Origin of the sequence: Dietzia sp. NCCP-2495, assembly GCF_026011735.1 — a bacterium.
Lineage (GTDB): Bacteria > Actinomycetota > Actinomycetes > Mycobacteriales > Mycobacteriaceae > Dietzia.
In genome coordinates this window covers 190,263-214,515 of record NZ_BRVN01000003.1, presented here as the reverse complement: position 1 = coordinate 214,515, position 24,253 = coordinate 190,263, and the positions used below count along the sequence as shown (strand labels likewise).

Annotated in this window: 24 protein-coding genes; 15 read left to right on the top strand and 9 right to left on the bottom strand. The window is 68.6% G+C overall.

The genetic code is table 11. The features are described from left to right. Positions 1 to 10 precede the first annotated feature (10 nt). Entirely contained in the window at positions 11 to 1,558 is a 1,548-nt protein-coding gene (locus OPF83_RS05345) for an NYN domain-containing protein (protein WP_264886181.1), read from the bottom strand. A 104-nt stretch (positions 1,559 to 1,662) separates the two neighbouring features. Between OPF83_RS05345 and OPF83_RS05340 the strand changes: the two genes are divergently transcribed. After that, positions 1,663 to 2,523: a mycofactocin-coupled SDR family oxidoreductase gene (locus tag OPF83_RS05340; protein WP_264886180.1), complete on the top strand. Its 861-nt coding sequence runs from the start codon at positions 1,663 to 1,665 to the stop codon at positions 2,521 to 2,523. Positions 2,524 to 2,598: 75 nt separating this feature from the next. Here OPF83_RS05340 and OPF83_RS05335 read toward each other — a convergent pair whose 3' ends face one another. Continuing rightward, a complete protein-coding gene (locus OPF83_RS05335; protein WP_264886179.1) occupies positions 2,599 to 2,724 on the bottom strand; it encodes a hypothetical protein in 126 nt (41 codons plus the stop codon). A 335-nt stretch (positions 2,725 to 3,059) separates the two neighbouring features. Between OPF83_RS05335 and OPF83_RS05330 the strand changes: the two genes are divergently transcribed. Both OPF83_RS05330 and OPF83_RS05325 read left to right on the top strand, forming a co-directional pair. Beyond that, a complete protein-coding gene (locus OPF83_RS05330; RefSeq protein ID WP_264886178.1) occupies positions 3,060 to 4,304 on the top strand; it encodes an acyl-CoA desaturase in 1,245 nt (414 codons plus the stop codon). Between the two features lie 215 nt (positions 4,305 to 4,519). Beyond that, positions 4,520 to 5,119, top strand: coding sequence for a TetR/AcrR family transcriptional regulator (locus OPF83_RS05325; RefSeq protein ID WP_264886177.1), 600 nt, complete (start codon positions 4,520 to 4,522; stop codon positions 5,117 to 5,119). A gap of 104 nt (positions 5,120 to 5,223) precedes the next feature. Here OPF83_RS05325 and OPF83_RS05320 read toward each other — a convergent pair whose 3' ends face one another. From OPF83_RS05320 to OPF83_RS05310, 3 genes are all read right to left on the bottom strand, one after another. Beyond that, positions 5,224 to 7,797, bottom strand: coding sequence for an ABC transporter permease (locus OPF83_RS05320; RefSeq protein WP_264886176.1), 2,574 nt, complete (start codon positions 7,795 to 7,797; stop codon positions 5,224 to 5,226). Further along, positions 7,797 to 8,567: an ABC transporter ATP-binding protein gene (locus tag OPF83_RS05315; protein ID WP_264886175.1), complete on the bottom strand. Its 771-nt coding sequence runs from the start codon at positions 8,565 to 8,567 to the stop codon at positions 7,797 to 7,799. Before OPF83_RS05315 ends, OPF83_RS05320 begins: the two co-directional genes overlap by 1 nt. A 101-nt stretch (positions 8,568 to 8,668) precedes the next feature. Then, positions 8,669 to 9,616 (bottom strand): pseudouridine synthase, encoded by a 948-nt coding sequence (locus OPF83_RS05310; protein ID WP_264886174.1) that lies wholly within the window; start codon positions 9,614 to 9,616, stop codon positions 8,669 to 8,671. A gap of 277 nt (positions 9,617 to 9,893) precedes the next feature. Between OPF83_RS05310 and OPF83_RS05305 the strand changes: the two genes are divergently transcribed. The 5 genes from OPF83_RS05305 (at position 9,894) to OPF83_RS05285 (ending at position 12,598) form a co-directional block, all read left to right on the top strand. Next, entirely contained in the window at positions 9,894 to 10,790 is an 897-nt protein-coding gene (locus OPF83_RS05305; protein ID WP_264886173.1) for a universal stress protein, read from the top strand. Then, positions 10,787 to 11,083, top strand: a complete 297-nt coding sequence (locus OPF83_RS05300) for a GNAT family N-acetyltransferase (protein WP_264886172.1) — start codon at positions 10,787 to 10,789, stop codon at positions 11,081 to 11,083. Before OPF83_RS05305 ends, OPF83_RS05300 begins: the two co-directional genes overlap by 4 nt. Before the next feature lie 159 nt (positions 11,084 to 11,242). Beyond that, positions 11,243 to 11,515 carry a GlsB/YeaQ/YmgE family stress response membrane protein gene (locus OPF83_RS05295; protein ID WP_264886171.1) on the top strand — a complete coding sequence of 91 codons (273 nt, stop codon included), beginning with the start codon at positions 11,243 to 11,245 and terminating at the stop codon, positions 11,513 to 11,515. A 137-nt stretch (positions 11,516 to 11,652) separates the two neighbouring features. Next, the gene (locus OPF83_RS05290; RefSeq protein ID WP_264886170.1) at positions 11,653 to 11,874 is read left to right on the top strand and encodes an antitoxin; all 222 of its coding nucleotides are present in this window, start codon (positions 11,653 to 11,655) and stop codon (positions 11,872 to 11,874) included. Between the two features lie 121 nt (positions 11,875 to 11,995). Further along, positions 11,996 to 12,598 carry a TetR/AcrR family transcriptional regulator gene (locus OPF83_RS05285; protein ID WP_264886168.1) on the top strand — a complete coding sequence of 201 codons (603 nt, stop codon included), beginning with the start codon at positions 11,996 to 11,998 and terminating at the stop codon, positions 12,596 to 12,598. 28 nt (positions 12,599 to 12,626) lie between these two features. On the opposite strand, the gene OPF83_RS05280 is transcribed toward OPF83_RS05285, so the two are convergent. Together OPF83_RS05280 and OPF83_RS05275 are read right to left on the bottom strand one after the other, a co-directional pair. Continuing rightward, entirely contained in the window at positions 12,627 to 13,172 is a 546-nt protein-coding gene (locus OPF83_RS05280; protein ID WP_264886167.1) for a DUF2020 domain-containing protein, read from the bottom strand. Then, positions 13,169 to 13,720 (bottom strand): DUF1990 family protein, encoded by a 552-nt coding sequence (locus OPF83_RS05275; RefSeq protein ID WP_264886166.1) that lies wholly within the window; start codon positions 13,718 to 13,720, stop codon positions 13,169 to 13,171. The genes OPF83_RS05280 and OPF83_RS05275 overlap by 4 nt, the downstream gene beginning before the upstream one ends. Before the next feature lie 186 nt (positions 13,721 to 13,906). Here OPF83_RS05275 and OPF83_RS05270 point away from each other — a divergent pair, with 186 nt between their 5' ends. The 7 genes from OPF83_RS05270 to OPF83_RS05240 all read left to right on the top strand — a co-directional run bounded on the left by OPF83_RS05270 (position 13,907) and on the right by OPF83_RS05240 (position 22,016). Then, positions 13,907 to 14,818, top strand: coding sequence for a hypothetical protein (locus tag OPF83_RS05270; RefSeq protein ID WP_264886165.1), 912 nt, complete (start codon positions 13,907 to 13,909; stop codon positions 14,816 to 14,818). Between the two features lie 633 nt (positions 14,819 to 15,451). Beyond that, positions 15,452 to 16,375, top strand: coding sequence for an Ig-like domain-containing protein (locus OPF83_RS05265; protein WP_264886164.1), 924 nt, complete (start codon positions 15,452 to 15,454; stop codon positions 16,373 to 16,375). A 159-nt stretch (positions 16,376 to 16,534) separates the two neighbouring features. Continuing rightward, positions 16,535 to 17,449, top strand: coding sequence for a L,D-transpeptidase (locus OPF83_RS05260; RefSeq protein WP_264886162.1), 915 nt, complete (start codon positions 16,535 to 16,537; stop codon positions 17,447 to 17,449). Positions 17,450 to 17,662: 213 nt separating this feature from the next. Beyond that, positions 17,663 to 18,562, top strand: coding sequence for a carbohydrate ABC transporter permease (locus OPF83_RS05255; RefSeq protein ID WP_264886224.1), 900 nt, complete (start codon positions 17,663 to 17,665; stop codon positions 18,560 to 18,562). Further along, positions 18,559 to 19,398: a carbohydrate ABC transporter permease gene (locus tag OPF83_RS05250; RefSeq protein ID WP_264886161.1), complete on the top strand. Its 840-nt coding sequence runs from the start codon at positions 18,559 to 18,561 to the stop codon at positions 19,396 to 19,398. The genes OPF83_RS05255 and OPF83_RS05250 overlap by 4 nt, the downstream gene beginning before the upstream one ends. Before the next feature lie 102 nt (positions 19,399 to 19,500). After that, on the top strand, positions 19,501 to 20,826 hold the full coding sequence (locus OPF83_RS05245; protein WP_264886160.1) for an ABC transporter substrate-binding protein: 1,326 nt from the start codon (positions 19,501 to 19,503) through the stop codon (positions 20,824 to 20,826). Between the two features lie 125 nt (positions 20,827 to 20,951). Beyond that, positions 20,952 to 22,016 (top strand): ABC transporter ATP-binding protein, encoded by a 1,065-nt coding sequence (locus OPF83_RS05240; RefSeq protein WP_264886159.1) that lies wholly within the window; start codon positions 20,952 to 20,954, stop codon positions 22,014 to 22,016. Between the two features lie 10 nt (positions 22,017 to 22,026). Here OPF83_RS05240 and OPF83_RS05235 read toward each other — a convergent pair whose 3' ends face one another. Beyond that, positions 22,027 to 23,043: a triacylglycerol lipase gene (locus tag OPF83_RS05235; RefSeq protein WP_264886158.1), complete on the bottom strand. Its 1,017-nt coding sequence runs from the start codon at positions 23,041 to 23,043 to the stop codon at positions 22,027 to 22,029. Next, a complete protein-coding gene (locus tag OPF83_RS05230; protein WP_264886157.1) occupies positions 23,040 to 24,116 on the bottom strand; it encodes a diacylglycerol kinase in 1,077 nt (358 codons plus the stop codon). Before OPF83_RS05230 ends, OPF83_RS05235 begins: the two co-directional genes overlap by 4 nt. Positions 24,117 to 24,253 lie beyond the last annotated feature (137 nt).

The following is a 24,253-nucleotide window of genomic DNA, read 5'->3' as shown; positions in this document are numbered from 1 at the left end:
GTTGGCCCGTTCAGCGCTGCTTGAGGAGAACCCCTCGAATGCCCTCGTGGAAGCCGTCCCGGAGATGCACACGCTGGCTTTCGGTGAGCGTGAACTCGTTGAGGACCTGGCACGCGAACTGGAGCAGGGGCCTGTCGATCGAGGGAGGCAGGACTCCCCCGGAGAGCAGGTGCGCCTCGTCGCGCTGCTCATCACTCGCTGCCTGCTCGTACCACCACATGGCGTACTGCTGACCCACGTCGTACGGGGTCTGCTCTCCGGACGACGTCCATACCTCCTCCGGCAACGGTACGAACTTCGACCGCAGGGGTCGACGATGCGGGGCCATCATCGACGGGTTCGGTCGCGCCTGACCACCCGCGCTCGGCGCCCCACTCGTGGGCGCGGAGTCAGTAGGCGCGGAACCAGTAGGCGCAGCGCCGACGGACACGGGGCCGGGCTTCGCGGTGCCAGGTGTCGCAGCTCCCGTGGTCTGGGGTTGCGGAGTCTGGGCTCCCGGAGTCGCTTCGGCTCCCTGCCGCTGAGCAGGCGCCGGATCTGCGACTCCGGCTACGGTGGCCGGCGTCGGACGCGGCGCCGGACCGGGCTTCGGCGTAGACGGCTCACTCGCTCCCGTCGCAACACCGGTCGCCGGGCCTGTGGTCGGGGGCGAAGATTGGCCCGAGGCCGGAGTCGGGGTCGGCGTCGGGGTCGGGGTCTGAGTCGGGGCCGGGACGTTTGTGACCGCACCGCTGCTGCCCGTGCGGGAACCGGCGGCGTCGTCGTCACCACCGGCCTCGATCCGAGCCGCACATTCCTGCTCGTCGGCCGCCAGTTCCTCGGCGGCTTCGGCCCGCTCCTCGTCGGCGACCGTCAGTCGCGCCTCCTCGGCCACGGACGTCGCCGGAGCCCGATCGGAACGCAACTGCACGTCGACCATGCCCACGGTCTCCTCGGTGACCGGTTCGTCCGCCTCCTCGCCGGGATGCGCCGGCCGGGTAACCATAGTCCGGACCTTGGGCGGAACCGGCCCCTCGAGCACGCGTATCTGCATGGAATCGTGGAAATCCGTGCGCGGGTCGAGCACGGTCGTCGTGTCGCAGGCATGACGGAGCGCGGACGAGATGGAATCCCAGCCGAACCCGACGAGGTGCACCCGGACCCCGCACTCGACCGCCACCCGGACCCCGGGGATCATGTCCGCGTCACCGGTCACCAGGACGATGTCCGAACAGTGACCCTTGTACGCAGCCTGGATCATGTCCGCGACGAGAAGTGTGTCGACCGCCTTCTGCGTCCGCCGATCGCCCCACTCGATCAGCTGTCCGGCCCGCAACTGCACGCCCTCGATCACACGCAGTGTGCGCTGATAGCGGTGCGGACCGGAATCGGGGATCCCGTCGTACCAGTTCTGGCGCTGGACCGGCTGGTCCACGAGCCCGTGGGCGACCTGATCTAAACGGTGCACGACCGTGGCGAGCGATATCTCCAGTTGGCCACGGGCACCCTCCTCCCAGGAATTGTAAAAACTCGCCAGTAGATAAGACGTATCAACTAGAACCACTGTGCGTTGCAGCATGATGTTCACGACCTGTTCTGTTTGTCATTCGTAGACTTCCAGCATGCCGCAGGGCGCACGGACCCGCAGTGGGTCGTCGCCGAACAACGTCAGGAGCCCCCTCGATGCCCCATCCCGTCATCACCCCGGCCGACCTCAGCGGAAGGGTCGTGCTCGTCACCGGCGCCGCCCGCGGCCAGGGACGTGCACACTGCGAGGCGTTCGCCGCCGCCGGATGCGACGTGATCGCCCTCGACCTGTGCCGGGACATCGAGACCGTGCCGTACCCGATGGCCGATTCGGCAGACCTCGAGGCGACCGCCGAGGCCGTGCGCGCACTCGGACGCCGCTGCATCACAGGCGAGGTCGACGTGCGGGACATGCCGGGGATGCGCGAGGCCGTCGACGCGGCGGTCGCCGAACTGGGCGGACTGGACTTCGTGATCGCCAACGCCGGCGTCTCACCGCAGCCCACGGCGACCTGGGAGCGCACCGAAGAGGAGTGGGACGCCACCCTCGACATCAATCTCAAGGGCACCTGGGTCACCACCACCGTGGCCATCCCGCACATCCTCTCCACCGGCCGCGGAGGCGCACTGGTCCTCATCAGCTCGATGGTCGCCCTCCGCGGAGGGGCGTTCACAGCGAGCTACGCGACGTCCAAGTGGGGCGTGCGCGGCCTGGCCAAGGCGCTTGCCGGCGAACTCGGCTTCTCAGGCGTGCGCTGCAACTCGATCCATCCCGGCAACGTGCGCACCCCCATGATCGAGAACCCGTCGATGATCGCGATGATGTCCGGCGGGAAGGGCACCACCCTCGAGGACACCGCCGAGACGTTCTCCGGCATGAACCAGATGCCCCAGCCGTGGGTCGAGCCCGAAGCAATCGCCTCCATGGCGCTCTACCTGTGCAGTGATGCGGGCGCCGGCATCACCGGGGCATCGATCCCCGTGGACCTCGGCGGAAGCGAGAAGTTCGGACTCTGAATCGGGTGCCGGCACCCGGGAAATGCAGCGGCGGCCCGCCTCTCATGTCGAGAGGCGGGCCGCCGCGTCAGACGATCAGTTAGCCGGGTTGACCGGGCGCGGGACGCTCAGCGTGGAACCGGTGGCGCTCCACACGAGGCTCCAGAAGATGTCGACCACGGGCTGGAGAGCCTGAAGAAATACGTCGTTGCCGTTACTCATATCTATCCCCTCGATTGCACTTGCTGAGTGCGTCATTCGTACTGCTGGTGGTCGCGTCTTCCCCGGCGGTTGTCGGCGGAGTACGCCTGCTATGTCGCCGCGAACCCGGTTGACGTTACACATCCGTGACCTACGTTTCACCTCGGTGGACGTTCATGCAGGTCACAGCACCGCGTCGCCAGCATTCGAGCACAAACGAGACCAATTAAGCGGCACAGGAAGTCACCGCTCGACGCTGAAAACCCGAGGCTCGCCCCCGGTGACTCACACTATGGCTCAGTGACCGACGCCACAAAACGTACCTACGGGACCGTAACTTACGGTACCGTAGCTTCATGGCAATCACCGACATCCCTGAGTTCGCTCACCTCTCGGCAGAGGACGTCGAGTCCCTCGGTGCCGAGCTCGAGCAGATCCGCCAGGACATCATCGGCTCGCTCGGCGAGCGGGACGCCGATTACATCCGCAACACGATCCGCTTCCAGCGCGGCCTCGAGGTCGGCGCCCGACTGCTGCTCACGGTCGGCTCGCGCAACAAGACCGCGTGGGCCATCGGCGCCGGCACGCTCGGCGTGGCCAAGATCATCGAGAACATGGAGATCGGCCACAACGTGATGCACGGCCAGTGGGACTGGATGAACGATCCCGAGATCCACTCCACCAACTGGGAGTGGGACAACGTGGGTACGTCCGAGCACTGGAAGCAAACCCACAACTACATGCACCACAAGTACACCAACATCCTGGGCATGGACGACGACGTGGGATACGGCCTCCTCCGCGTGACGCGTGACCAGCGCTGGCATCCCTTCTACTACGGCAACCTCGCGTACAACACGCTGCTGGCGCTGCTGTTCCAGTGGGGTGTGGGAATCCAGTACCTGGAGCTGGGCAAGGTCGCCAAGGGCCGCGACGACCGGGCAAAGACCAAGCGCAACGTCTCGCTGTTCCTGCGTAAGGCCGGTCGTCAGATGGCCAAGGACTACCTGTTCTACCCGGCCCTGTCGGGCAAGGGGTGGAAGTCGACCATCACCGCCAACCTGGTGGCCAACGGCATCCGCAACGTGTGGACCAACGCGGTGATCTTCTGCGGCCACTTCCCGGACGGCGCCGAGAAGTTCACCAAGAAGGACCTGGCGGAGGAGACGCAGGCCGAGTGGTACCTGCGCCAGATGCTCGGCTCAGCGAACCTCACCGGCGGACCGGTCATCGACTTCCTGTCCGGCAACCTGTCGTACCAGATCGAGCACCACCTCTACCCCGACATGTGCTCCAACCGACTGTCGGAGGCGGCCGTTCGGGTGCGCGAGGTGTGCGAGAAGTACGACCTGCCGTACGTCGCCGGCTCGCTCCCGGTCCAGTACGCCAAGGCGTGGCGCACCATCGCCAAGATGTCGCTGCCCAACCACATGCTCCGCGACACGGCGGACGACGCTCCCGAGACCCACTCGGAGCGGATGTTCGACGGCCTCCCCGCGCCGCAGCCGACCGAGGTGAACGGCACGCGCGCCGGCCTCAAGACGGCTCTACAGCAGCAGCGGGCGCGCCGTCGTGCAGGAAAGCAGGCGACCGCCGCCTGATTCGAGACTGTGCGTCGGCCCTGATCAGGCCTGTACAGACGCCCCCGCTCCACGACAGGAGTGGGGGCGTCCGTGATTCAGGCATGCTCGAGGTGTATGCGGCTATAGGCTTAGCCGTGAAACCGGCGGGACCGGACGAAGATCGACACGGCTGATGCTCGACACGGCACCGGGACGCGCCTCGTGCCGGATCACACTGGACGACGGGAGCACCCATGGAGGACCGGCGAATGCTGATCGCCGACTCGGCGATCGAGGTCGTGGCGAGGGACGGCATCCGCGCGCTCACACACCGCGCGGTGGACTCCGAGGCCGGGCTGCCGTCCGGCTCGACGTCCTATTATTGCCGCACCCGCGCGCAACTGGTCTCCCTCACTGTCGACCGGGTCGTCTCGCTGCTGCGGGGATTCGTCGAGGTGTCGGGAATCCAGGAACTCGCGTCGACCAAAGCCGACGACGTGCTCTCTGTTCTGTCCGGGATGATCGAGGCCCTTCTCGCCGACTACCGGGGTGAGCTCGCCGCACGGTCCGCGTTCATCATCGAACTCACCGGCAAACAGGACACCAGCGACCTCGTGTCCGCGCTCCTCGACCCCAGCGACCTGCAGAGCGCACTCGACGCGACCGGGATGCGTCAGCCCGCGGTCGCGGCGATGGACCTCCTCGCCGTGTACGAAGGCCTGGTCTGGGAGCGCACCATGGGTCGGCTGGCAGGCCAGGAGGTCGACCGCGACCACGATTCCGAACTCCTCAGCGCTGCCCTCGCCCGGCACGAGCACCGCGGCCCCCGAAATCTCTTCGGCCTGCGGCGGTAGGGCTGAGCCGGTACACCTGCGGAGCTGACTCCTGCGACACGGCAACGGCCGGGCCTGGTCCCCTGACCACGGCCCGGCCGTTCGCTATCGGGGTCCCGCTACCCCTACTCCGCAATCGCCTCGAGCGGGTCCGTCTTGGCGGCACGGTGCGCAGGCCACAGGGACGCCAGCACTCCGACGACCGCCGAGCAGACCAGGACGATCCCGATCATCCCCCACGGGATGACCGTCACCTGCAAGCCATCGGCTGCCAGCACGGTGACGAACGTCCAGCCCAGGTAGGCGCCCACCACCGCGCCGATCAGCGCGCCGAACACGGCGATCTGGGTCGACTCGAGATTGATGGTCCTGCGGACCTGCGACCGCTGCATACCGACCGCCCGGAGCATCCCGATCTCGGTCCGTCGTTCGATCACCGACAGCGCGAGCGTGTTGACGATGCCCAGCACCGCGATCACCAGGGCCAGCCCGAGCAGGGCGTAGATGATCGTCAGCAACTGGTCCACACTCCCGGCCTGGGTGTCGATGAACTGTTGCTTGGACTGCACCGACGCGATGGGGATGTCCTCCAACTCGGTGGTGACGGCGGCGATGGCGTCGTCGTCACTCACTCCCTCCGCCGGGGACACCAGCACGTTGAAGGTGGAACGGAGGTTCTCCGGGACCAGTCGCTCGTACACGTCGCGTCCGGTGATGAACTGCCCGAGGATCTGGGAGTCCTCGTAGACGCCGGTGACGGTGAGTGTCGACTCGGTCCCGTCGGGCGCGACCAGCGGCACCGTCGCCCCGTACACCCAGCCCCTGTCGCGGGCGACGGACTGCGACACGACGAGCGAGTTCTCACCCGGTTGGAGACTGCCGTCGACCATCGTCGCGTCGATCATCTCCCCGACCGGCCCGCCCGCCGACGCGAGGGGCTGCGGCTCGCCGCCGAGCGAGGCGAACGCGAACGCCAACGACGCCACGTCGTCGACCTCCGGGAGGTCGGCGATCCGCTGCTCGACACCGCCGGGAAGCTGGATCGGCATCCCCTGGGAGGCCACGCCCTGCACCACGACCTCGGCGTTGATCTCGCCCTCGATCATCCCGCTAATGCTCGCCTTGGTGGTGGCGCCGAGCGTGCCGAACGCCGCGACCAGCGTGAGACCGAGGGTGAGGGCGAACGCCGTGGCTGCGGTGCGGCGCGTGTTGCGCCCCGCGTTGGTGGCCGCGAGCCGGCCGACCGCGCCGAACGGGGCGCCGATCACGCGGCCGATACCGCCGGCGATGGGTCGGGCGAGCGCGGGCATCACCAGGAAACTGCCGATGATCAGCGCCGCCGCACCCACGCCGACGGTGATCGCCCCCGCCTTCGTGGTGTCCTGCCAGGTACCTATCAGCGCGAGCGCGATTCCGCTGATCACCGCGAGCACGCCGAGGTACGTGCGCATGCCGCCGCCGGCCTCCCCGACCGTCGAGCCGACGCGCATGCCCTGCACCGGGGCGACCCGGCCGGCACGGCGCGCGGGCGCCCACGCGGAGAAGAGGGTCACGACGAAGCCCAGGACGAGGGGCGTGAACACCGACATCGGGGTGAGCGCCAGGTTGCCCGAGGGGATCCCCAGGTCGAAGGCCTCGAGCAGGACGAAGATCAGCTGGGCGAGGCCGAATCCGGCCAGCACGCCGATCGCCGAACCGATGAGACCGGTGAGGGCCGCCTCGGCGAGCACCGAGCGGGTGAGCTGGCCCCGCGAGGCACCGATCGACCGGAGCAGCGCGAGCTCGCGGAGCCGCTGGGCGACCAGCATGGAGAAGGTGTTATAGATGATGAACGTGCCGACCAGCAGCGCGATGAGGCCGAACGCCACGAAGAAGTAGTTGACGAAGTTCAGGACCATGGACAGTTCCTGGGACAGTTTCTCCTTGACCTCCTCGCCCGTGCTCACGGCGTAGCCGGGGAACTGCTCGACGATCCGGTCGCGCAGTTCGTCCTGGCTCACGCCCTCGTCGGCGCGGATCGCGACGCTGCTCGCGTTCTCACCGTCGGTGAACAGGGCGCGGGCGTCGGCGGCGGAGAACGCGACGCCCACGTACCCGCCGACGTCGGTGCCGCTGGTGTAGGTGCCCACGACGGTGACGTCGATCGTCCCGTCACTGGTGGTGTAGACCTTCGCGGGGTCGCCGATCGCCAGCCCGGCCTTCTCGAGGACGCCTTGTGGGAGGACGACCTCCCGGTTGCCGGTCGGGGCGCGACCGTCGACCAGGGTGTCGCTGCTGCCGACCGCGGTCTCCGGGTCGGTCCAGGCCAACCCCTCGGAGGGGGCGCCGCCGGACTGGTACACGGTGCCGTCGGCGTTGAACAGGACCACGGTCCCGGACACCCCGGGGCTCGCCGCGGCCACGCCGGGCACGTCGAGCACCTGCTCGGCCACCTCGAACGGCACACCGCCGCCCTGCGCGGACTCGGGCTCGATCATCACGGACAGGTCCCGGGAGCCCTGATCGAGCAGCCCGTCGAACGTGGACTTGAGGGTGGAGGTGAACACCAGTGAGCCGGTGACGAACGCGGTGCCCAGCACCACAGCCAGGACCGAGAGCAAGAGCCTGAGTTTGTGCGCCCGGATGTTGCGCAGGGAGACGCGCAGCATCGGCCGGGCGTGGCTGGGCGCGGCCGGAGCCTCGTGCTTTCCGGCGGACATCACTTCTCCTCGAGGGCGCCCATGGCGGCGAGGATGTCGTCGGCGGTCGGGTGCTCGAGCTCGTGGACGAGGCGGCCGTCGGCGAGCAGGAGGACGCGGTCGGCGTAGGTGGCGGCACGCGGGTCGTGGGTGACGATCACGACGGTCTGGCCGAAGTCGTCCGCGGCGCTGCGCAGGATGGACAGCACCTCGGCCGAGGACGTCGAGTCGAGGTTGCCGGTCGGCTCGTCGCCGAACAGGATGTCGGGCCGCCCGACCAGCGCGCGGGCACAGGCCACGCGTTGCTGCTGCCCGCCGGACAGCTGCGCGGGCCGGTGGGAGAGCCGCTCGCGGATGCCGAGCCTGTCGATCACCTCGTCGAACCAGGCGCGGTCGATGCGGTGTCCGGCAATGTCCTGCGGCAGCGTGATGTTCTCCTCGGCCGTGAGGGTGGGCACGAGGTTGAAGGACTGGAACACGAACCCGATCCGGTCACGGCGCAGTGCGGTGAGTGCCTTGTCGGGGATCCCCACGATCTCGGTGTCGCCGATCCGGACGGAGCCGGAGGTGGGCCGGTCGAGGCCGGCCATGCAGTGCATGAGGGTCGATTTGCCGGAACCGGAGGGACCCATGATCGCCGTGAAACGCCCCCGGGCGAAGGTCGCGCTGACGTGATCCAGGGCGCGCACCTCGGTCTCGCCCTCGCCGTAGGTCATGACGAGGTCGGTGGCGACGGCGGCCACCTGGTCTGAGCTGCCGGGCTGCGGGTGGGTCTCGGCCTGGGTGGTCATGAAAGTCCTCACATGGGTGGTGGTCGACCTCGGATGCGTCGGCCTCAAGCATGCAGCACCGGCGCGCCGGAGACGATCGGGGATCTCCCTGGTTTCACCCCTTAGATACGCGGGTCGGGCCACCTGTCCAGTGCGCGACGGGTGGTGAACTGCCGCCGCTGGCCGGAGACGGGGTCGGTGAACGCCAGGGACTCGGCCAACAGCTGTAGAGGCCTGCTGAAATCGTCCGGCGGGACGTCGCGAATGTCGGGGTACAGGTCGTCGTCTGTAATCGGCGTGCCGAGAGAGTTCATGTGGACGCGGAGCTGATGGGTGCGGCCGGTGGTGGGTTCGAGGCGGTAGAGGCCCATCCCGTCGCGAGTCTCCAGCAGGGTGATGCGCGTGTGCGCGTCGGCCTCGCCGTCCACCTCGACGGCCTGGAGGACGCCGCGGGTCTTGACGATCCGGCTGGACCGCTCGCGCACCTCCGGGGTGCCGGGTGGCGCGGGCGCCACGGCGAGGTAGGTCTTGTCGACGCGCCGCGCAGCGAAGAGGTCCTGGTAGGCGCCCCGGTACCGGGGGTCGACGGTAAAGACGAGGACGCCGGCGGTGAGCCGGTCGAGGCGGTGCGCGGGCGCCAGGTCGTCGAGTCCGAGGTCGCGTCGCAGCCGGACCAGCGCGGTCTCGGTGACGTGCGCGGCGCGCGGCGTCGTGGCGAGGAAATGGGGCTTGTCGACGACGACGAGGCGATCATCTCGATGCAGCACCTCGATCCGGAACGGCACCTCGATCTCGGGCTCGGGGGTCCGATACGTCCAGACATCCATTCCCCGGTGCCGCCTGGTCGTGCTGGTGACGGGTTGGCCGTCCGCGGTGACGACCTGCCCGGCTTCGAGGGCCGCGTCGAGCTCGGCTAGCCGGTCGGGGAAGCGTCGGCGCAGTTCCTCGGGGATGCTGCGGGGTCCCTGGCCGGGGTCGGCGAGCCGGATGCGGACGGGATCGACGCCGTCGCGCAGCGGCAGGGGCCGCCGGCTGCGGCTGCGGCGGGACGACGACCCTGACGAGCTCATATCCGGCAGCCTAATCCGTGCGCTACACTCACTCGCGTCCCAAATGCCACTTCAGCACCAGGAGTAACCATGATCGACGCCGTCGTCGACTTCTTCCTGTTCGGCCCCGGCCGCGCGATCCTGCCCGCGTTCCAGGGCAGCTTCAACCTCGCGTACCCGCCCAACGCTCCGTTCCCCGAGGGCGCATAGGCCTGTCGCCGGGCGGCACACAGCCCCGTCTCTTACCCTGCTCTGATCTCGGGGTCGGAGTCGGGCCACCGGCGGTAGGCTTGGACACATGGCCAACCTCGAGAACACCGTCGTCGTCGGTGTCGACGGCTCCGCCGCCTCCAGTGGCGCGGTCGCCTACGCCGCCAACACCGCCGCCAAGCGCGGCATCCCCCTCGTGCTCGTCACCAGCTACACCATGCCGGCGGCGATGTTCGCCGAGGGGATGATCCCGCCGCAGCCCGTCTTCGACGAGCTCGAGCGCGAATGCCAGCCGATCATCGAGGCCGCCGAGGCCACCGCGCGCTCGGTCGCCCCGGAGGTGGAGATCAGTCACGCCGTGGTCGAGAGCAATCCCGCGCAGGTGCTCATCGAGTACTCGCGCATGGCCAAGCTCATCGTCCTCGGCTCGCGCGGCCTCGGCGGCATCAAGGGCATGGTCCTCGGTTCCGTCTCCGCGGCCGTCGCCAGCCACGCGTTCTGCCCGGTCGTCGTCACCCGCGAGGACACGGACGACGCGAACGCCTCCGGCCCGGTCGTCGTGGGGATCGACGGCTCCGAGGTCAGCGCCAAGGCCACCGAGTGGGCGTTCGCCGAGGCCTCGGCCCGGGGCGCCGAACTCGTCGCCGTCCACACCTGGATGGACCCGCAGGTCCAGGCCGCCGCGGCCGGCATCGCCCTCACCGAGGACGACTGGAGCCAGCTCGAGGAGCAGCAGAACCAGACGCTCGCCGAACGACTGGCCGGGTTCGCCTCCCGCTACCCCGACGTGTCGGTGACCCGCCACGTCACGCGGGATCGCGCGGTGCGGGCCCTGGTCGAGCAGTCGCAGGGAGCACAGCTCGTCGTCGTCGGATCCCACGGACGCGGCGGCTTCGCCGGCATGGTCCTCGGTTCCACCTCCCGCGCCCTCCTCCAGGCCGCCCCGTGCCCCGTCATGGTCGTCCGTCCGGAGGCCCACGCATGAGCGCCGGCGGCGGCACCGAGGAGATCCGCGTCCGTCAGGATGAGGTCGCCGGTCGGTTCGAGATCCTCGTCGACGACGTGGTGGCCGGGTTCGCCGACTACCGGGACGCCCCGGGGGTCCGGACGTTCCCGCACACGGTCGTCTCGTCCGAGTTCGGCGGCCGCGGGCTGGCGGGACGCATGATCGGCGAGGCTCTACGGGTGACGAAGGACGCGGGGCTGCGCGTGAATCCGGAGTGCTCGTTCGTGGCCGGGTACATCACGAAGAACCCGGACTCCGCCGACCTCGCCTGAGAGCGCAGAGCCGCACTTTTCCGTCACGATCAGGTAACGGGTGAGCGACGTTTAATCGCGGGCATGGCCGCACCGGAAGCGCGGAGGCACTATTCGTGTTCTCCTGTAGAGGTGCCCAACCCTGGGGACACGTTCGAATCTCGGGAAAGGACAGTCACCATGCTGTGGAGCATTATCTCGTGGATCATCGTCGGCGGAATCGCAGGTTGGATCGCCTCCATGATCATGAAGAAGAACGCCCAGATGGGATTCGTGGCCAATGTCGCGGCCGGAGTCATCGGCGCGTTCGTCGTCGGTTTCATCGTCTCGCTGGTCACCTCAGGCGGAGGCATGCCGACCGCGTTCTCCCTGTGGGGCTTCATCGCCTCGGTCATCGGCGCCTGCCTGGTGATCTGGGTCGTGTCGGCCGTCAAGGGTCGCAGCAGGGTCTGATCGCACGATCTGATCGCACGGTCTGATCGCGACCACGTAGCGCCGCGGCGCTACGCCTCTCTCCCCCAACCCCCTCAACCGAACGAGACCGGCCCCGTTCCCGGGGCCGGATCACCATCCGAACGAAGGGATACACCATGGGTTTCCTCGACAAGGCCAAGGAATTCGCAGGGAAGAACCCCGACAAGGTGCAGTCCGGCATCGACAAGGCCGGCGACATGTTCGACGAGAGGACCGGCGGCAAGCACGCCCAGCACACCGACAAGGTGCAGGAGAAGGCCGGCGACTACCTCGCCGGCGGTGCGGGCGGGGCCCCGGCAGAGGGGCAGCCGGGAGAGGACGGCCAGGCACCCGCCTGAGCCGATCTGCACGCGGTGACCGCCTGACGTCGCCAGACAAATGAACAATCACGGGGTCGGTGTCGCTGTTCGCGGCACCGGCCCCGCGATGTCGGGAGCCCCAGCCGATACTCTGTATCCCGTGACGAGTACACGGTCGACCAAGCCTGCGCCGCGGGAGCGGCTCCTGGCCACGGCGACCCGACTCTTCTCCTCGGACGGCATCCGCGCCGTCGGCATCGACCGGATCCTCCGCGAGGCGGGCGTGGCCAAGGCCAGCCTCTACAACACCTACGGTTCCAAGGACGAGCTCGTGGTGGCCTACCTCCGGTCGGTCGCCGATCGCGACCGGGAGCTCTGGCAGCACCGAGCCAACCGCGCCGCCGACGCCCGCGGACGCGTCCTCGCGCTGTTCGACATCATCCGCGAGCGCGTCGAGCCGTCGACCCCCGGCTCCTGTCACATCGCCGCGGCGATCGAGTTCCCCAGCCCGTCAACCGACGGTGAGCGCGCCATCCGCGAGGCGGTCTCCGACCAGCGCCACTGGATCGCGGACACCCTGCGCGCCGAGCTGATCGCCATGGGCCTGCAGGACCCGGACAACATCGACGACCTCGCCGACCGGTTGGCCCTGCTCCACGACGGCGCGGTCACCGCGGCCATGCTCGGGGAGGCCCACACCTCCACCATGACGGCCCGCGCCATGGCCGAACTCATCCTGGGGATGATCGCCGACCCGGCCTGACCCGGCGAGCCCTGCCTGTCCGACCGGCTCAGCCGGCGACGCGCGGCGCGACCACCTGCGCGATCTCACGCGCGGGGTCCGCTTCCTCGCCGACGGTCTGCACCGCGAGCAGCCGGTCCTCCCGCGACAGGACAACCAGCGAACCACCCGGCCCCTCGGTGCTGCCGCCGGACCACCCGTCCTCGACGGTGAGCGCGTCCGCCGTCTCGGCGGGCGCCGACTCCTGCACCAGCTCGGTGGCCCGGTCGGCGGAATCGACCGTGTACACCGTTGTCGTGAGAGCAACCGCCCGGTCCTCGTCGTAGAAGAAGCAGGCCACCGGGTCCACGGACTCATCGATCCGGACGTCGGAGATCGACCCCGCACCCAGTTCGGCCACCTCCTCCGTGGACAGGTACGGGCAGTCCGCCTGGGTCACCGGCTCGACCGGCGGGAGCTCAGGGGCGGAGGTCGGCGGCGGCGCGGTGCGGATGGTGCCGATCTCGGACTCGGTGGTCTGCTCGCCGCATCCGGAGAGCAGGGCGAGCACGGCCACGGAGGCCGACGCCAGCAGGGCGGGGGTACGGGTGCTCATGCATTGAAGGATAAGGCGCGGAGCACGCGCTCGGACATGCGGCGGAACGCCTGACTCTCCCGCCTGGCTCCACCGGGGAGGATGAAGTACGTTCCGGCCCGCCACGCCGTGCGGGACGTGGCCGTCACCTCGCCGGTGTCGGGGTCGAGATCGACGTGGCACCGGTGCTCGGCCACCGTGCGATTGCCCTCGAGCGTGCCCACGACCAGGCCCTGGCGCAGGGATTCGTCTGTCCGGTCGACGAGCCTGCAGGGACCCCGCATCGGTCCGTCCAGGAAGTCGACATCGCCCGGGTACGCCGGGTCCGTCTCCGACATCCGGATCCCGGCCCGGACGTGCGCCGCCAACTCGAGCAGGTCATCGGAGACCGCACCGAAGAGGTCGACCCCCGTGCCCAGGGTCGATGTCACCGTGACCTCCCGCCACCCTTCCGGAAGGCGTGCGGTTCCGGGCGGAGCGAGCTGCGAGCGCTGGTAGCCGAGGGCCCGGCACGACGGCAGCTTCGCGCGTCGTGCGGGATCGGTCGCGGGCTCAGGGTTCGACTCCACGTCCTGCAGTGTGATCAGGCAAGTTGATCTGTCGGGGCACAAGTGGTGAACGTCGAACGACACCTTCGTAACTCCCCTCACGGCAGGTCATCGCGCGCCCTCCGCCCGGTGGCCGCACGGTGGCCGGCCGACCGCCGCCCGGGGACGACCACGGAGTACGGAGGTGCGCATCGTAAGATCGTGGCCATGCGCTGGCCACGACTCCTCCCGCCATCCGGTCTCCGCGGCGCGACCGGGGTCGCGGCGCTCGCGGTCGTGATGGTCGCCGCGGGATGCTCGGGCGACGACGTGGATACCGGGCCGCCGCGTGTCACTCCGGTGCCGAACCATGACGCGGCCCAGGCCATGATCGAGGGCGGCCAGGTCGACCAGGAGCGGCTCAACGCCTGTGAGCTGCTCGATCTCTCCGTCGACGAGGTCATCGACCTCACCCGCGCAACGATGCCCGAGGTGGAGCCGACCGGTTCCGGTGACCTGGGCCTGATCTGTACCTACGGAGGTCCCGGGTCGACCGAGCGCGCCGAGGACGCCGATGACGCGGGGAACGGAACCGAGGACGACGACACCGTCGATCCCGACTCGGGCGAAGCCGCCACCAGCACCACGTCCACCAGCGCTTCGCCCACCAGCACGACCTCCACCAGCGCCTCGCCCACCAGCGCCAGCACGTCCGCGGCCGAGGGGTCCGACGAGGACGAGAAGGGCAGGAGCTCGGATTCCGGGACTGTTCCGGACACGTTCGCCGCCGGCGTCATGATGCCGATCGGCGATGTCCAGACCGCCCTGGCCGGACAGCAGAAGCTCCTGGGCAACCGCTATGCCTGCAGCGCCATCCGTGGTGCGGACGCCGACTCCGTCACTGGGGCACCGGGCTCCGCCCCGGGCGCGCCGCCGCCCACCCAGCCAGGCCTGGACACCGCGTACATCGACTGCGTCGCGGCACCCACCGGCGGCGGGGTGGAGGCACACACGATCCTCATCTCGGGCGACTACCTGTGGCACATCACGCTGCTCCAGCCCGAGACCGAGCGGTCCGACCGCAGCAACGTCGCGGCGATCGCCGGTCTCCACCGGGTCGCCGAGCACATTCTCGACTGACGGCACTCGACTGACAGCACTCGGCTGACAGCACTTGACTGAGTGCGCCAATCGATCTAGCGGTTCAGTAGAAGACAAAGGCACGAGAAAACAAAGGAACGGCGCCGGAGCCCCTCAGCTTCCGACGCCGTTCCTCATATTCGGCGGATCGCGTTGCCGCGCTCACGCCACCTCGCATGCCTGTCATGGCCGCGGGCCAGCACCCCCCCAGGTGCTCCGGTCCACTGACCGGCCCCTCTGCGTGAAGCCGCGGCCCCTCAACCAGCTCTTCACGTCGCCCCCGCCTCTCGGTCGGTGACTGATACGACTGTATGTTGCGCCCTCTCGGCGATCAAGCCCATGAGCTGGGGTTCTGATACTGACTTTCGGTCAGTAACATTGCCCGGCGCATCTACCTGCACTTCTGGGAACATCAATACCAATGAACGATGGCATGGTTTTCCTACGTATCCGAAATGTCCATTGGCCGGCCAACGGCCCCCGGACTGCCTCCGACCCCGAAAGTGCGGCGGTGTACATGCGCCGCCTCCGCACGGTACTGTTACGGAAGTTATCTGTGTGACTGATGTGATTAGTGTGTCTGCCTCCAGTCCGTCAGCGCGAGATCCCCGGCACGAGAGCACAAGGAGTCCGATGTCCCGCCGAATTCGTTCCACTGCCACGGCACTCGCCGCGGCGGGCCTCGTCGTCGTCGGACTCTCCCCGGCCGCCTCCGCACAGTCACTCGCCGGCACCGTCGGCTCCTCGGGCTCGGCGGGCGCGGTCGGCCTGGAAACCGCACCGCTCGCACTCCCCTCGATCCCGGGGCTCGCCCCGGTGGTCACGATCCCCGTCCCCGCGCCGCACCGACCCGCGATCGACGCGGCAGTCGCGTCGGTGTATCCCACCGGGGGCGAGATCGTCGGAGTGGCACAGCCGGTCATGATCACCTTCGACCGTCCGGTCACGGACCGCGCGGCCGCCGAGGCCACCGTGGGCGTGCGCACCGCACCCGCGGTCAGCGGCAAGTACTACTGGACCTCCGACACGGAACTGCGCTGGCGACCGCACGAGTTCTGGCCGGCCGGCACCGCCGTCACCGTGTGGGCGGGCGGCGCGGAGCACACCTTCCGGACCGGCGACGCCGTGGTCTCCACCTACGACGACGCCACCCACGAGGTCACCGTCACCCGTAACGGCGAGGTGGTGCGCGTAATGAAGGCCTCCGCCGGGCGCGACACCTACCCGACCTACAACGGCACCTACTACAACGGGTGGCGTGCGCGCGAGGTCCACATGGACTCCTCCACCTGGGGCCTGTCCCGTGCGGCCGGCGGCTACGACACCGTCGTACAGGACGGGGTGCGATTGAGCTACGACGGCATCTTCGTCCACTCCGCACCGTGGTCGGTCGCCGACCAGGGCGTGCGCAACGTCTCGCACGGCTGCATCAACCTCAGCCCCGAGGACGCGGCGTGGTACTACGACAACACGCGCAACGGCGACCCGTTCATCGTGGTGAACGGCCCCGGCAAACACTTCGGCGCCTTCGACGGCCAGGGCGACTGGAACTACTGATTCCACCCCAGACTCCCACGACCAGGGACTAGGAGAATTCCTTCACGGTAAGGGTAGCTCACCGCTGGAAAAATAAGTGCAAAGTTATTGCGCTGCTCTGGTTCTGACGCTCAGGCTCTGCCTATCCTGTACTCAGCTTTCACGATTACAGGAGATCCCATGACCCGGTCGGGACGACCCACGGCTGTCGCCGCCGCACTCGCCTCCGTCGCGCTCATCGTCTCGACGACCCCCGCCGCGAACGCCCAGTCGGTGATGCCGATCAGCCCACCGGGCCTGCCCCAGCTCGAGAACGCGCCCCTCCCCGTCCCCGGGGTCCCCAGCCTGCCGGTGCTCACGTACCCGGTGATCGGACCCGAACGCCCCGTGCCCGAGTACGGGAACGTCCACGTCTTCCCGCTCCCGAACGCCGTGGTGGGGATCGCACAGCCGATCATGTTCTTCTTCGACCGCCCCATCACCGACCGCGCCCGGGCCGAGGCCACGATCGGCATCCGGACCGAACCCCACGTGCCCGGCAAGTTCTACTGGGTGTCCGACACGGAGGTCCGGTGGCGCCCGTTCCACTTCTGGCCAGCGCACTCGACCGTCACCATCTGGGCGGGCGGGAAGACGCAGCAGTCCTTCCAGACCAGCGACGCGGTCATCTCCACGTACGACAACGCCACCCACACCCTCACCACGACCCGTAACGGTCAGGTGGTCCGCACCATGCGTGCCTCCGCCGGTCGGCCCGGCTGGGAGACCTACAACGGCATCTACTACACCGGCGAGCGTGGTCGGCAGGTCCGCATGAACTCCGAGACGTTCGGCCTGCGCATCGAAGACGGTGGCTACAACACGATCGTCAACGACGCGGTCCGCCTCAGCTACGATGGCATCTTCGTCCACTCCGCACCGTGGTCGGTCGCCGACCAGGGCGTGCGCAACGTCTCGCACGGCTGCATCAACCTCAGCCCCGAGGACGCGGCGTGGTACTACGACAACACGCGCAACGGCGACCCGTTCATCGTGGTGAACGGCCCCGGCAAACACTTCGGCGCCTTCGACGGCCAGGGCGACTGGAACTACTAGGCCACGCCTGCCCCTTCCGAGCGCGGCGTGCCAGCCTCGCGACCGGCAAGGACCCCCGACTTCTACAGTTGTATCGACTTTGTCGGCTGGGTGACGATTCCGGTCCATCGTCCGGACAATTGCCGTTAACTCATTCAGGTGACACTTCGTTCCGTGCCGACACCTGCGACCCCGGCGGGCGGAAATCAGACCGACGCCGATCCGCCCCCACCCGTGCCCGCCACGCGCCGCCGCCGGCTCCCGGGCACGCTCCGGGAGCAACTGCTGTTCCTGGCACTGGTGTTGCCCAACCTCGCACTGCTCGGAGTGTTCGTCTACCGACCGCTCATCGACAACATCCGGCTGAGCTTCTTCGACTGGAACATCTCCTCCCCCACCGCGACGTTCATCGGCTGGTCCAACTACGTCGAATGGTGGAACCGGCCGGACAGCTGGGTGGTCGTACAGAACACGCTGATCTTCACCCTGTCCGCCGTGATCGGCTCGATGGTGCTCGGACTCGCACTGGCGCTGCTCCTTGACCAGCAACTCGTCGGTCGTGGACTCGTCCGCTCCGCGGTGTTCGCACCCTTCGTGATCGCCGGAGCAGCGATCGGGGTGGCGTTCCAGTTCATCTTCGACCCCCGGTTCGGCATGATCTCCGCACTGCTGACGATGGTCGGCCTGCCGGTGCCGAACTTCTACCAGGACCCCGAGTGGGCCATGGTCATGGTCACGGTGACCTACATCTGGAAGAACCTCGGCTACAGCTTCGTCATCTACCTCGCCGCCCTGCAGGCCAAGCCTGCGGAACTCTACGAGGCCGCGGAGATGGACGGAGCCGGCGCGTGGACGACCTTCCGCAAGGTCACCCTCCCGCTGCTGCGGCCCACCACGTTCTTCCTGTCGATCACCGTGTTGCTCAACTCGCTGCAGGTCTTCGACATCATCTACGTCATGACCCGCGGCGGCCCGCAGGGTAACGGCACCTCGACGATGGTGTTCCAGGTGTACCAGGAGACGTTCCAGAACTTCCGGGCCGGTTACGGTGCCACCGTCGCCACCATCATGTTCCTGGTCCTCCTCCTCGTCACCGCCGTCCAGGTGAAGATCATGGACAGGAAGGTGACATGAATCCGCTCTCGGGCTCGTCCCTGCCGATGAAGATCGCCGGCTACGCCGCGATGATCCTGGTTCTGCTCGTGATCGGCCTCCCGCTGTTCTGGGTGCTGATCACCTCGTTCAAGACCCCGGACATGGTGTACGTCCAGCCGCCCAAGTGGTGGCCCGAGCCGGTGACGACGGAGCCCTACGGCAGGGTGGTCGAGAACGTGCCGTTCCTGCGGTACTTCCGGAACTCACTCGTCATCACCTCGGTGCTGGTCGCGTGCAAGCTCGTCCTGGGCATCCTCAGCGCGTACGCGTTCGTCTACCTGCGCTTCCCCGGCCGCAGCATCGTGTTCATGCTCGTGTTGGCCGCGCTCATGGTGCCCAACCAGATCACGGTGATCTCGAACTACGCGCTCATCTCGCAGCTCGGCTGGATCAACACCTTCCAGGGCATCATCTTCCCGCTCGCGGGCGTAGCGTTCGGCACCTTCCTCATGCGCAACCACTTCCTCACGCTGCCGTTCGAGATCGTCGAGGCCGCGCGCATGGACGGCTGCGGTCACATGAAGCTCCTGTTCCGCGTTCTGCTGCCGATGAGCTGGCCGACCGTCGTGGCGTTCGCGCTCATCACCACCGTCAACGAGTGGAACGAGTACCTGTGGCCGTTCCTCGTCGCCTCCGACGAGACCGTCGCCCCACTGCAGGTCGGGCTCGCGCGACTCATCTCGACCGACGCCTACATCGACTGGCCGATGGTCATGGCCGCCACCATCCTCACCATCACGCCGATCCTCATCGTCTTCCTGTTGCTGCAGCGCCGCATGATCAAGGGCCTCACCTCGGGAGCCGTCAAGGGCTGACCTGCCCGCTGGCCCACTGCCGTCCCCACGTCCACCACGTCCCTACCCGTCAGAGCAGTACACACCAGAGCAGTACCCACCTCGAGAAAGGCACCACCCGCCATGGAACCCGTGAACCGCAGGCTCTTCCTCGGACTCCTCGGAGCCACCGCCGCCACCGCCACCGTCGCCGGCTGTGCCGGCTCCGGCGGTGACTCGTCCGGCGATACCTCCGGCGGGGGCGGGGCCGAGGGCGCCGCCGGCACCATCACCTTCTGGTCCAACCACCCCGGAAACTCCAAGGACACCGAGACCGAGCTCATCTCGACGTTCGAGAAGGAGAACCCGGACCTCACCGTCAACCTCGTCGACGGCGGCAAGAACTACGAGGAGGTCGCCCAGAAGCTCAACGCGGCCCTCACCGGCAACGACATCCCCGACGTCGTGGTGGTCTCCGACGTCACCTGGTTCAACTTCGCCCTCAACGACCAGATCGCTCCCCTGGACGACCTGTTCGACAAGGCCGGGATGGACACCGGCGAGTACGTCGACGCCCTGGTCGGCGACTACGTCCTCGAAGGCCAGACCTACGGCCTCCCCTTCGCCCGCTCGACGCCGCTGTTCTACTACAACAAGCAGGTCTGGGAGCAGGCCGGACTGCCGGACCGCGGTCCCGAGAGCTGGGACGAGTTCATGGAGTGGGCCCCCGCTCTCCAGGAGGCGATCGGCGACGGCAAGCACGCCATCGCGATGTACGACGGCGCCAACTACCTCGACTGGACCATGCAGAACATGATCTGGAACGAGGGCGGCGCCTTCTCCAAGGAGTGGGACGCCACCTTCACCGACCCGGAGACCATCGCCGGCGTCGAGCGCCTGAAGAAGATCCAGGACGACGGCTTCCTCGTGGTCTCCAAGGACTCCATCACCGAGTTCGCCTCGGGCCTGGCCGCCTGCGCCATGGCCTCGACCGGCTCGCTCAAGACCGCCACCGAGAACGCACAGTTCGAGTTCGGCACGGCCTTCCTCCCCGGAGCCCGGGAGAACAAGTCCTGCCCCACCGGCGGCGCCGGCCTCGCGATCCCCGCCAAGCTCCCGGAGGAGCGCAAGATCAACGCGCTCAAGTTCATCAACTCCATCACCTCCACCCAGGGCACGGCCATCTTCGCCCAGGCCACCGGCTACATGCCCGTGCGCAAGGGCGCCAAGGAGGCCCAGGAGATCAAGTCCTACCTCGAGTCCACCCCGCAGGCGGTCACCGCTATCGAGCAGCTCGAGTTCACGCGGCCGCAGGACAACGCCCGCGTGTTCGTCCCCGGCGGCGGCGCCCGCATCGGTGGCGGACTGGACAAGGTCCTCGCCGGTGAGCCGGTCCCCGCGGTCATGGAGCAGCTGCAGTCCGAGACGCAGCAGATCATCGACACGCAGATCTCGCCGAAGCTCGGCTGATCCGGCCCGCGAGCGCGCTCGCGAGTCACCGCCCCGAGACGGTCTGGGGGTCGACGACGACGCCGCAGTGTTCGTCGACCCCTGACCGCCGTCTCCACCACCATCCGCGAGGAGTCCCACCCACCATGGCCACCGTTCGTTTCGCAGGCGCCACCCGGCGCTTCGACGCCACGTCGAAGCCCGCCGTCGACTCGCTCGACATCGACATCGCCGACGGCGAGTTCCTCGTCCTGGTGGGGCCCTCGGGATGCGGGAAATCGACCAGCCTGCGGATGCTCGCCGGGCTCGAACCCACGGACTCCGGCCGCATCCTCATCGACGACAAGGACATGAACCGCGTCGCACCCCGTGACCGGGACGTGGCCATGGTGTTCCAGAACTACGCCCTCTACCCCACGATGACCGTCGCGCAGAACATGGGATTCGCCCTGCGCAACGCCGGCGTCAACAAGGCCGACACCCGCAGGCAGGTCGAGGAGGCGGCACGGATCCTGCAGCTGGAGGACCTGCTCGACCGCAAGCCCTCACAGCTCTCCGGCGGCCAGCGGCAGCGCGTCGCGATGGGTCGCGCGATCGTGCGGCGCCCCAAGGTGTTCTGCATGGACGAGCCGCTGTCCAACCTCGACGCCAAGCTCCGCGTCTCTACACGTGGTGAGATCGCCGGTCTGCAGCGACGGCTCGGCGTGACCACCGTCTACGTCACCCACGACCAGGTCGAGGCCATGACCATGGGCACCCGCGTGGCCGTGCTCAACGGCGGCGTCCTGCAGCAGGTCGCCGCGCCGCGTGAGCTGTACGACCGGCCCGTCAACGCGTTCGTCGCCGGGTTCATCGGCACGCCCGCCATGAACCTCGTGGAGGTCCCGGTCACAGGTGGCCTGGCGCGCATCGGTACCGCCGATGTCGAGGTGGCCGCCGCGATGGAGGGGCGCGAGCGCATCCTGCTCGGCGCACGACCGGAGGCGCTGCGGGTGGTGGGCGACGCCGAGCCCGGCCTCGATCTCACCGTCGACCTGGTCGAGGAGCTCGGCGCGGAGTCGTTCGCCTACGGCGTCGCCGAGACCGGTGATCGCCTGTGCATCCGGCTCGATCGGGCGCACGACACCGCGATCGGCGAGCGGCTGCGCGTCCGGGCCGTGGACGCCGACGTGCACGCGTTCGACCTCGAGAGCGGCCTCCGGCTCGGCTGAGCGCCGAGCCCTACGAGCCGACCGGGCCGTGGACCGGCGCGATCGCCTCACACCGCGGCTCGCGCGGATTCTCTGGGTCGAGCGCGTTCAGGACGAAGTCGGCGGCCCGCGGGTCGGCGGCCACGGCCACGTGCTCGGACAGGTTCTGCTCGCACCCGTCCTGGACCACGACGTTGGTGGCCAGGGGGCCGGGCACCAGACCGGAGGTGTACGGGATGACCGCCTCGTCGTAGCGGGTCACGACGTTGAGGTAGGTGACCCCGTCCGCGTACGGGCTGCCGCCCTCCCACAGCGTGTCCAACAGGACCGAGCCGGGCAGCATCTGCGTCAGGGCCCCGGCGGCCGTCTCGATGCGGGCCCGGTCGCCGCCAGAGGAGGCGGTGAGTACCTGGTCGAGCAGGGCGCCGCCGGTGCCGTGCCACGGCGGGGCGAGGGAGGCGACGGTGTGCACGCGTCCGGGCCGCGCGACCTTGGCGACCATGCCGGAGACGAGAGTGCCCTGGGAGTGGCCGATGAGGTCCACCTGGTCGGCGCCGGTGGCCTCGAGCACGCGGTCGACGAACCGGGCGACCTGGGGGACAGAGACGTTCTGGATGTCCGAGACGCCGCCGAGTTCACTGAGCGGCCACGCCGCGCCGGGTGTCGCGCCGTAGGTCAGGGTGAAGACGCAGTAGCCCTCGTTGTGGAGCAGCGGTCCGTAGGTGGCCCAGTTGGTCGTGCCGCTGCCGAGCGTGCCGTGGACCAGGACGACCGGGCGGGGCTTGTCGGCCGTGGGTGTGCACGAGAAGTCATTGGCACCCGGAAGCGCGGCGCCGGGCTCGCCGAGCGCGAGCGCCGCGCCCGAGAGGAAGTTGTAGGTGACCGGCAGCGGTGCGCGGGTCGACGGGTCGGTGCCCGGCTCGGCCGCGTGGGCGGCCCCCGTTCCGGAGACGACGGCAACAACGCCGACGACGACAACGACGACAACGACGACCACACCGAGTACCGCGGCAGTGGCTCGCTCGGAGGCGGCGCGCAGAGTTCTCATCGGCCGAGTAGACCACGGCCGGTGATCATCGGAAGGTCCTTCGCGTAGACGATTCCCGGCTCGGCCGCGACGACCTCCTCGATCACGTTGACCAGTCGCATCGCGGTGACGAGCATCCCCGCGACGTTGTGGTCCCCGCTGTCGTCGTCGTAGCTCATCTCGACGTGCAGATTCGGCGAGCCCTGGATGTCCACCATGTAGCACCCGCTGCCGCGGTCGGACCGTGGCCAGTCGGGGGCCTGGTCCTCGGCTGTGCGGGTGACGTGTTCCAGGATGATGCGGTCCTCGCCGTCGACCTGTCCCACCACCTCGAACCGGATGGCGGCCTGCGTCCCGGCGGGGATCTCCATCGCCAGCAGCGACAGGTCACGGTCGGCGGCCAGGCGCTCGTGCCGCTCGACGAGAGGCTCGTCGAGTGTCACCTCGAGAGCGGAGGCGAGCTGGCGGACCACCGATCCCCAACCGGCGGCGAGCATCCCCGGCCGCAGCAGCGGCGGGAGCGAGTCCATGGACTGGCCGAAACCGAACAGTCGTCGCATGGTCTCGGCCTGGTGGTAGACGGAGTAGTCGGCGATCTCGCCCACGCGGAGGACGTCGATCCGCCGGGACAGGCTGGTCACGGCCAGGGGCAGGACGTCGTTGGCGAAGCCGGGGTCGATGCCGTTGACGTGCAGCGTCGCCCCGCCCTCGCGGCCGGCGTCGGCCAGGGCCGTGATCATCTCCTCGGGGAGGATCCCGTGCGGGAACTGGAGGAGTACAGGGCCTGAGGCCACGACGTTGATGCCGGCCCGGAGGAATTCGGTGAAGTCGGCGATCGCGTCGGTGAACCGCGTCTCGGTCTCGGCGGTGTAGACCACGACGTCCGGGGCCAGGGCGATCAGCGCGGCGCGGTCGTCGGTCGCGGTGACCCCGAGGTCACGGTCCATCCCGGCGAGCCGCCCGGCATCTTCGCCGACCTTGGCCGAGTCGGAGACGAACACTCCGACCAGCTCCAGCTCGGGTCGCGCGTCGATCCCGTCGACCGCCATCCGCCCGAGGAATCCCGTCGACCAGCCCACCACTCGAATAGTCACGGGTGAACAGTAACCGGATCCGGCTCGCAGTAGAACAGGTTTCACTCAGCCGCTCGACACCCGGCGTGTGTAACCGGTGCCACATTTCCGCCGATAGTCACAGCAGAGGGAATGCGCGCTCGTGCTGTCCACGATCA

Bases quoted from the DNA above. Each gene is read 5' to 3' on its own strand.
- OPF83_RS05240 (WP_264886159.1), top strand. From the start codon at position 20,952: ATGGCCACCGTTCGTTTCGCAGGCGCCACCCGGCGCTTCGACGCCACG.
- OPF83_RS05235 (WP_264886158.1), bottom strand. From the start codon at position 23,043: ATGAGAACTCTGCGCGCCGCCTCCGAGCGAGCCACTGCCGCGGTACTC.
- OPF83_RS05290 (WP_264886170.1), top strand. From the start codon at position 11,653: ATGGGTTTCCTCGACAAGGCCAAGGAATTCGCAGGGAAGAACCCCGAC.
- OPF83_RS05260 (WP_264886162.1), top strand. From the start codon at position 16,535: ATGACCCGGTCGGGACGACCCACGGCTGTCGCCGCCGCACTCGCCTCC.
- OPF83_RS05270 (WP_264886165.1), top strand. From the start codon at position 13,907: ATGCGCTGGCCACGACTCCTCCCGCCATCCGGTCTCCGCGGCGCGACC.
- OPF83_RS05310 (WP_264886174.1), bottom strand. From the start codon at position 9,616: ATGAGCTCGTCAGGGTCGTCGTCCCGCCGCAGCCGCAGCCGGCGGCCC.
- OPF83_RS05315 (WP_264886175.1), bottom strand. From the start codon at position 8,567: ATGACCACCCAGGCCGAGACCCACCCGCAGCCCGGCAGCTCAGACCAG.
- OPF83_RS05320 (WP_264886176.1), bottom strand. From the start codon at position 7,797: ATGTCCGCCGGAAAGCACGAGGCTCCGGCCGCGCCCAGCCACGCCCGG.
- OPF83_RS05295 (WP_264886171.1), top strand. From the start codon at position 11,243: ATGCTGTGGAGCATTATCTCGTGGATCATCGTCGGCGGAATCGCAGGT.
- OPF83_RS05340 (WP_264886180.1), top strand. From the start codon at position 1,663: ATGCCCCATCCCGTCATCACCCCGGCCGACCTCAGCGGAAGGGTCGTG.
- OPF83_RS05335 (WP_264886179.1), bottom strand. From the start codon at position 2,724: ATGAGTAACGGCAACGACGTATTTCTTCAGGCTCTCCAGCCCGTGGTC.
- OPF83_RS05245 (WP_264886160.1), top strand. From the start codon at position 19,501: ATGGAACCCGTGAACCGCAGGCTCTTCCTCGGACTCCTCGGAGCCACC.
- OPF83_RS05330 (WP_264886178.1), top strand. From the start codon at position 3,060: ATGGCAATCACCGACATCCCTGAGTTCGCTCACCTCTCGGCAGAGGAC.
- OPF83_RS05250 (WP_264886161.1), top strand. From the start codon at position 18,559: ATGAATCCGCTCTCGGGCTCGTCCCTGCCGATGAAGATCGCCGGCTAC.
- OPF83_RS05325 (WP_264886177.1), top strand. From the start codon at position 4,520: ATGGAGGACCGGCGAATGCTGATCGCCGACTCGGCGATCGAGGTCGTG.
- OPF83_RS05280 (WP_264886167.1), bottom strand. From the start codon at position 13,172: ATGAGCACCCGTACCCCCGCCCTGCTGGCGTCGGCCTCCGTGGCCGTG.
- OPF83_RS05300 (WP_264886172.1), top strand. From the start codon at position 10,787: ATGAGCGCCGGCGGCGGCACCGAGGAGATCCGCGTCCGTCAGGATGAG.
- OPF83_RS05345 (WP_264886181.1), bottom strand. From the start codon at position 1,558: ATGCTGCAACGCACAGTGGTTCTAGTTGATACGTCTTATCTACTGGCG.
- OPF83_RS05305 (WP_264886173.1), top strand. From the start codon at position 9,894: ATGGCCAACCTCGAGAACACCGTCGTCGTCGGTGTCGACGGCTCCGCC.
- OPF83_RS05265 (WP_264886164.1), top strand. From the start codon at position 15,452: ATGTCCCGCCGAATTCGTTCCACTGCCACGGCACTCGCCGCGGCGGGC.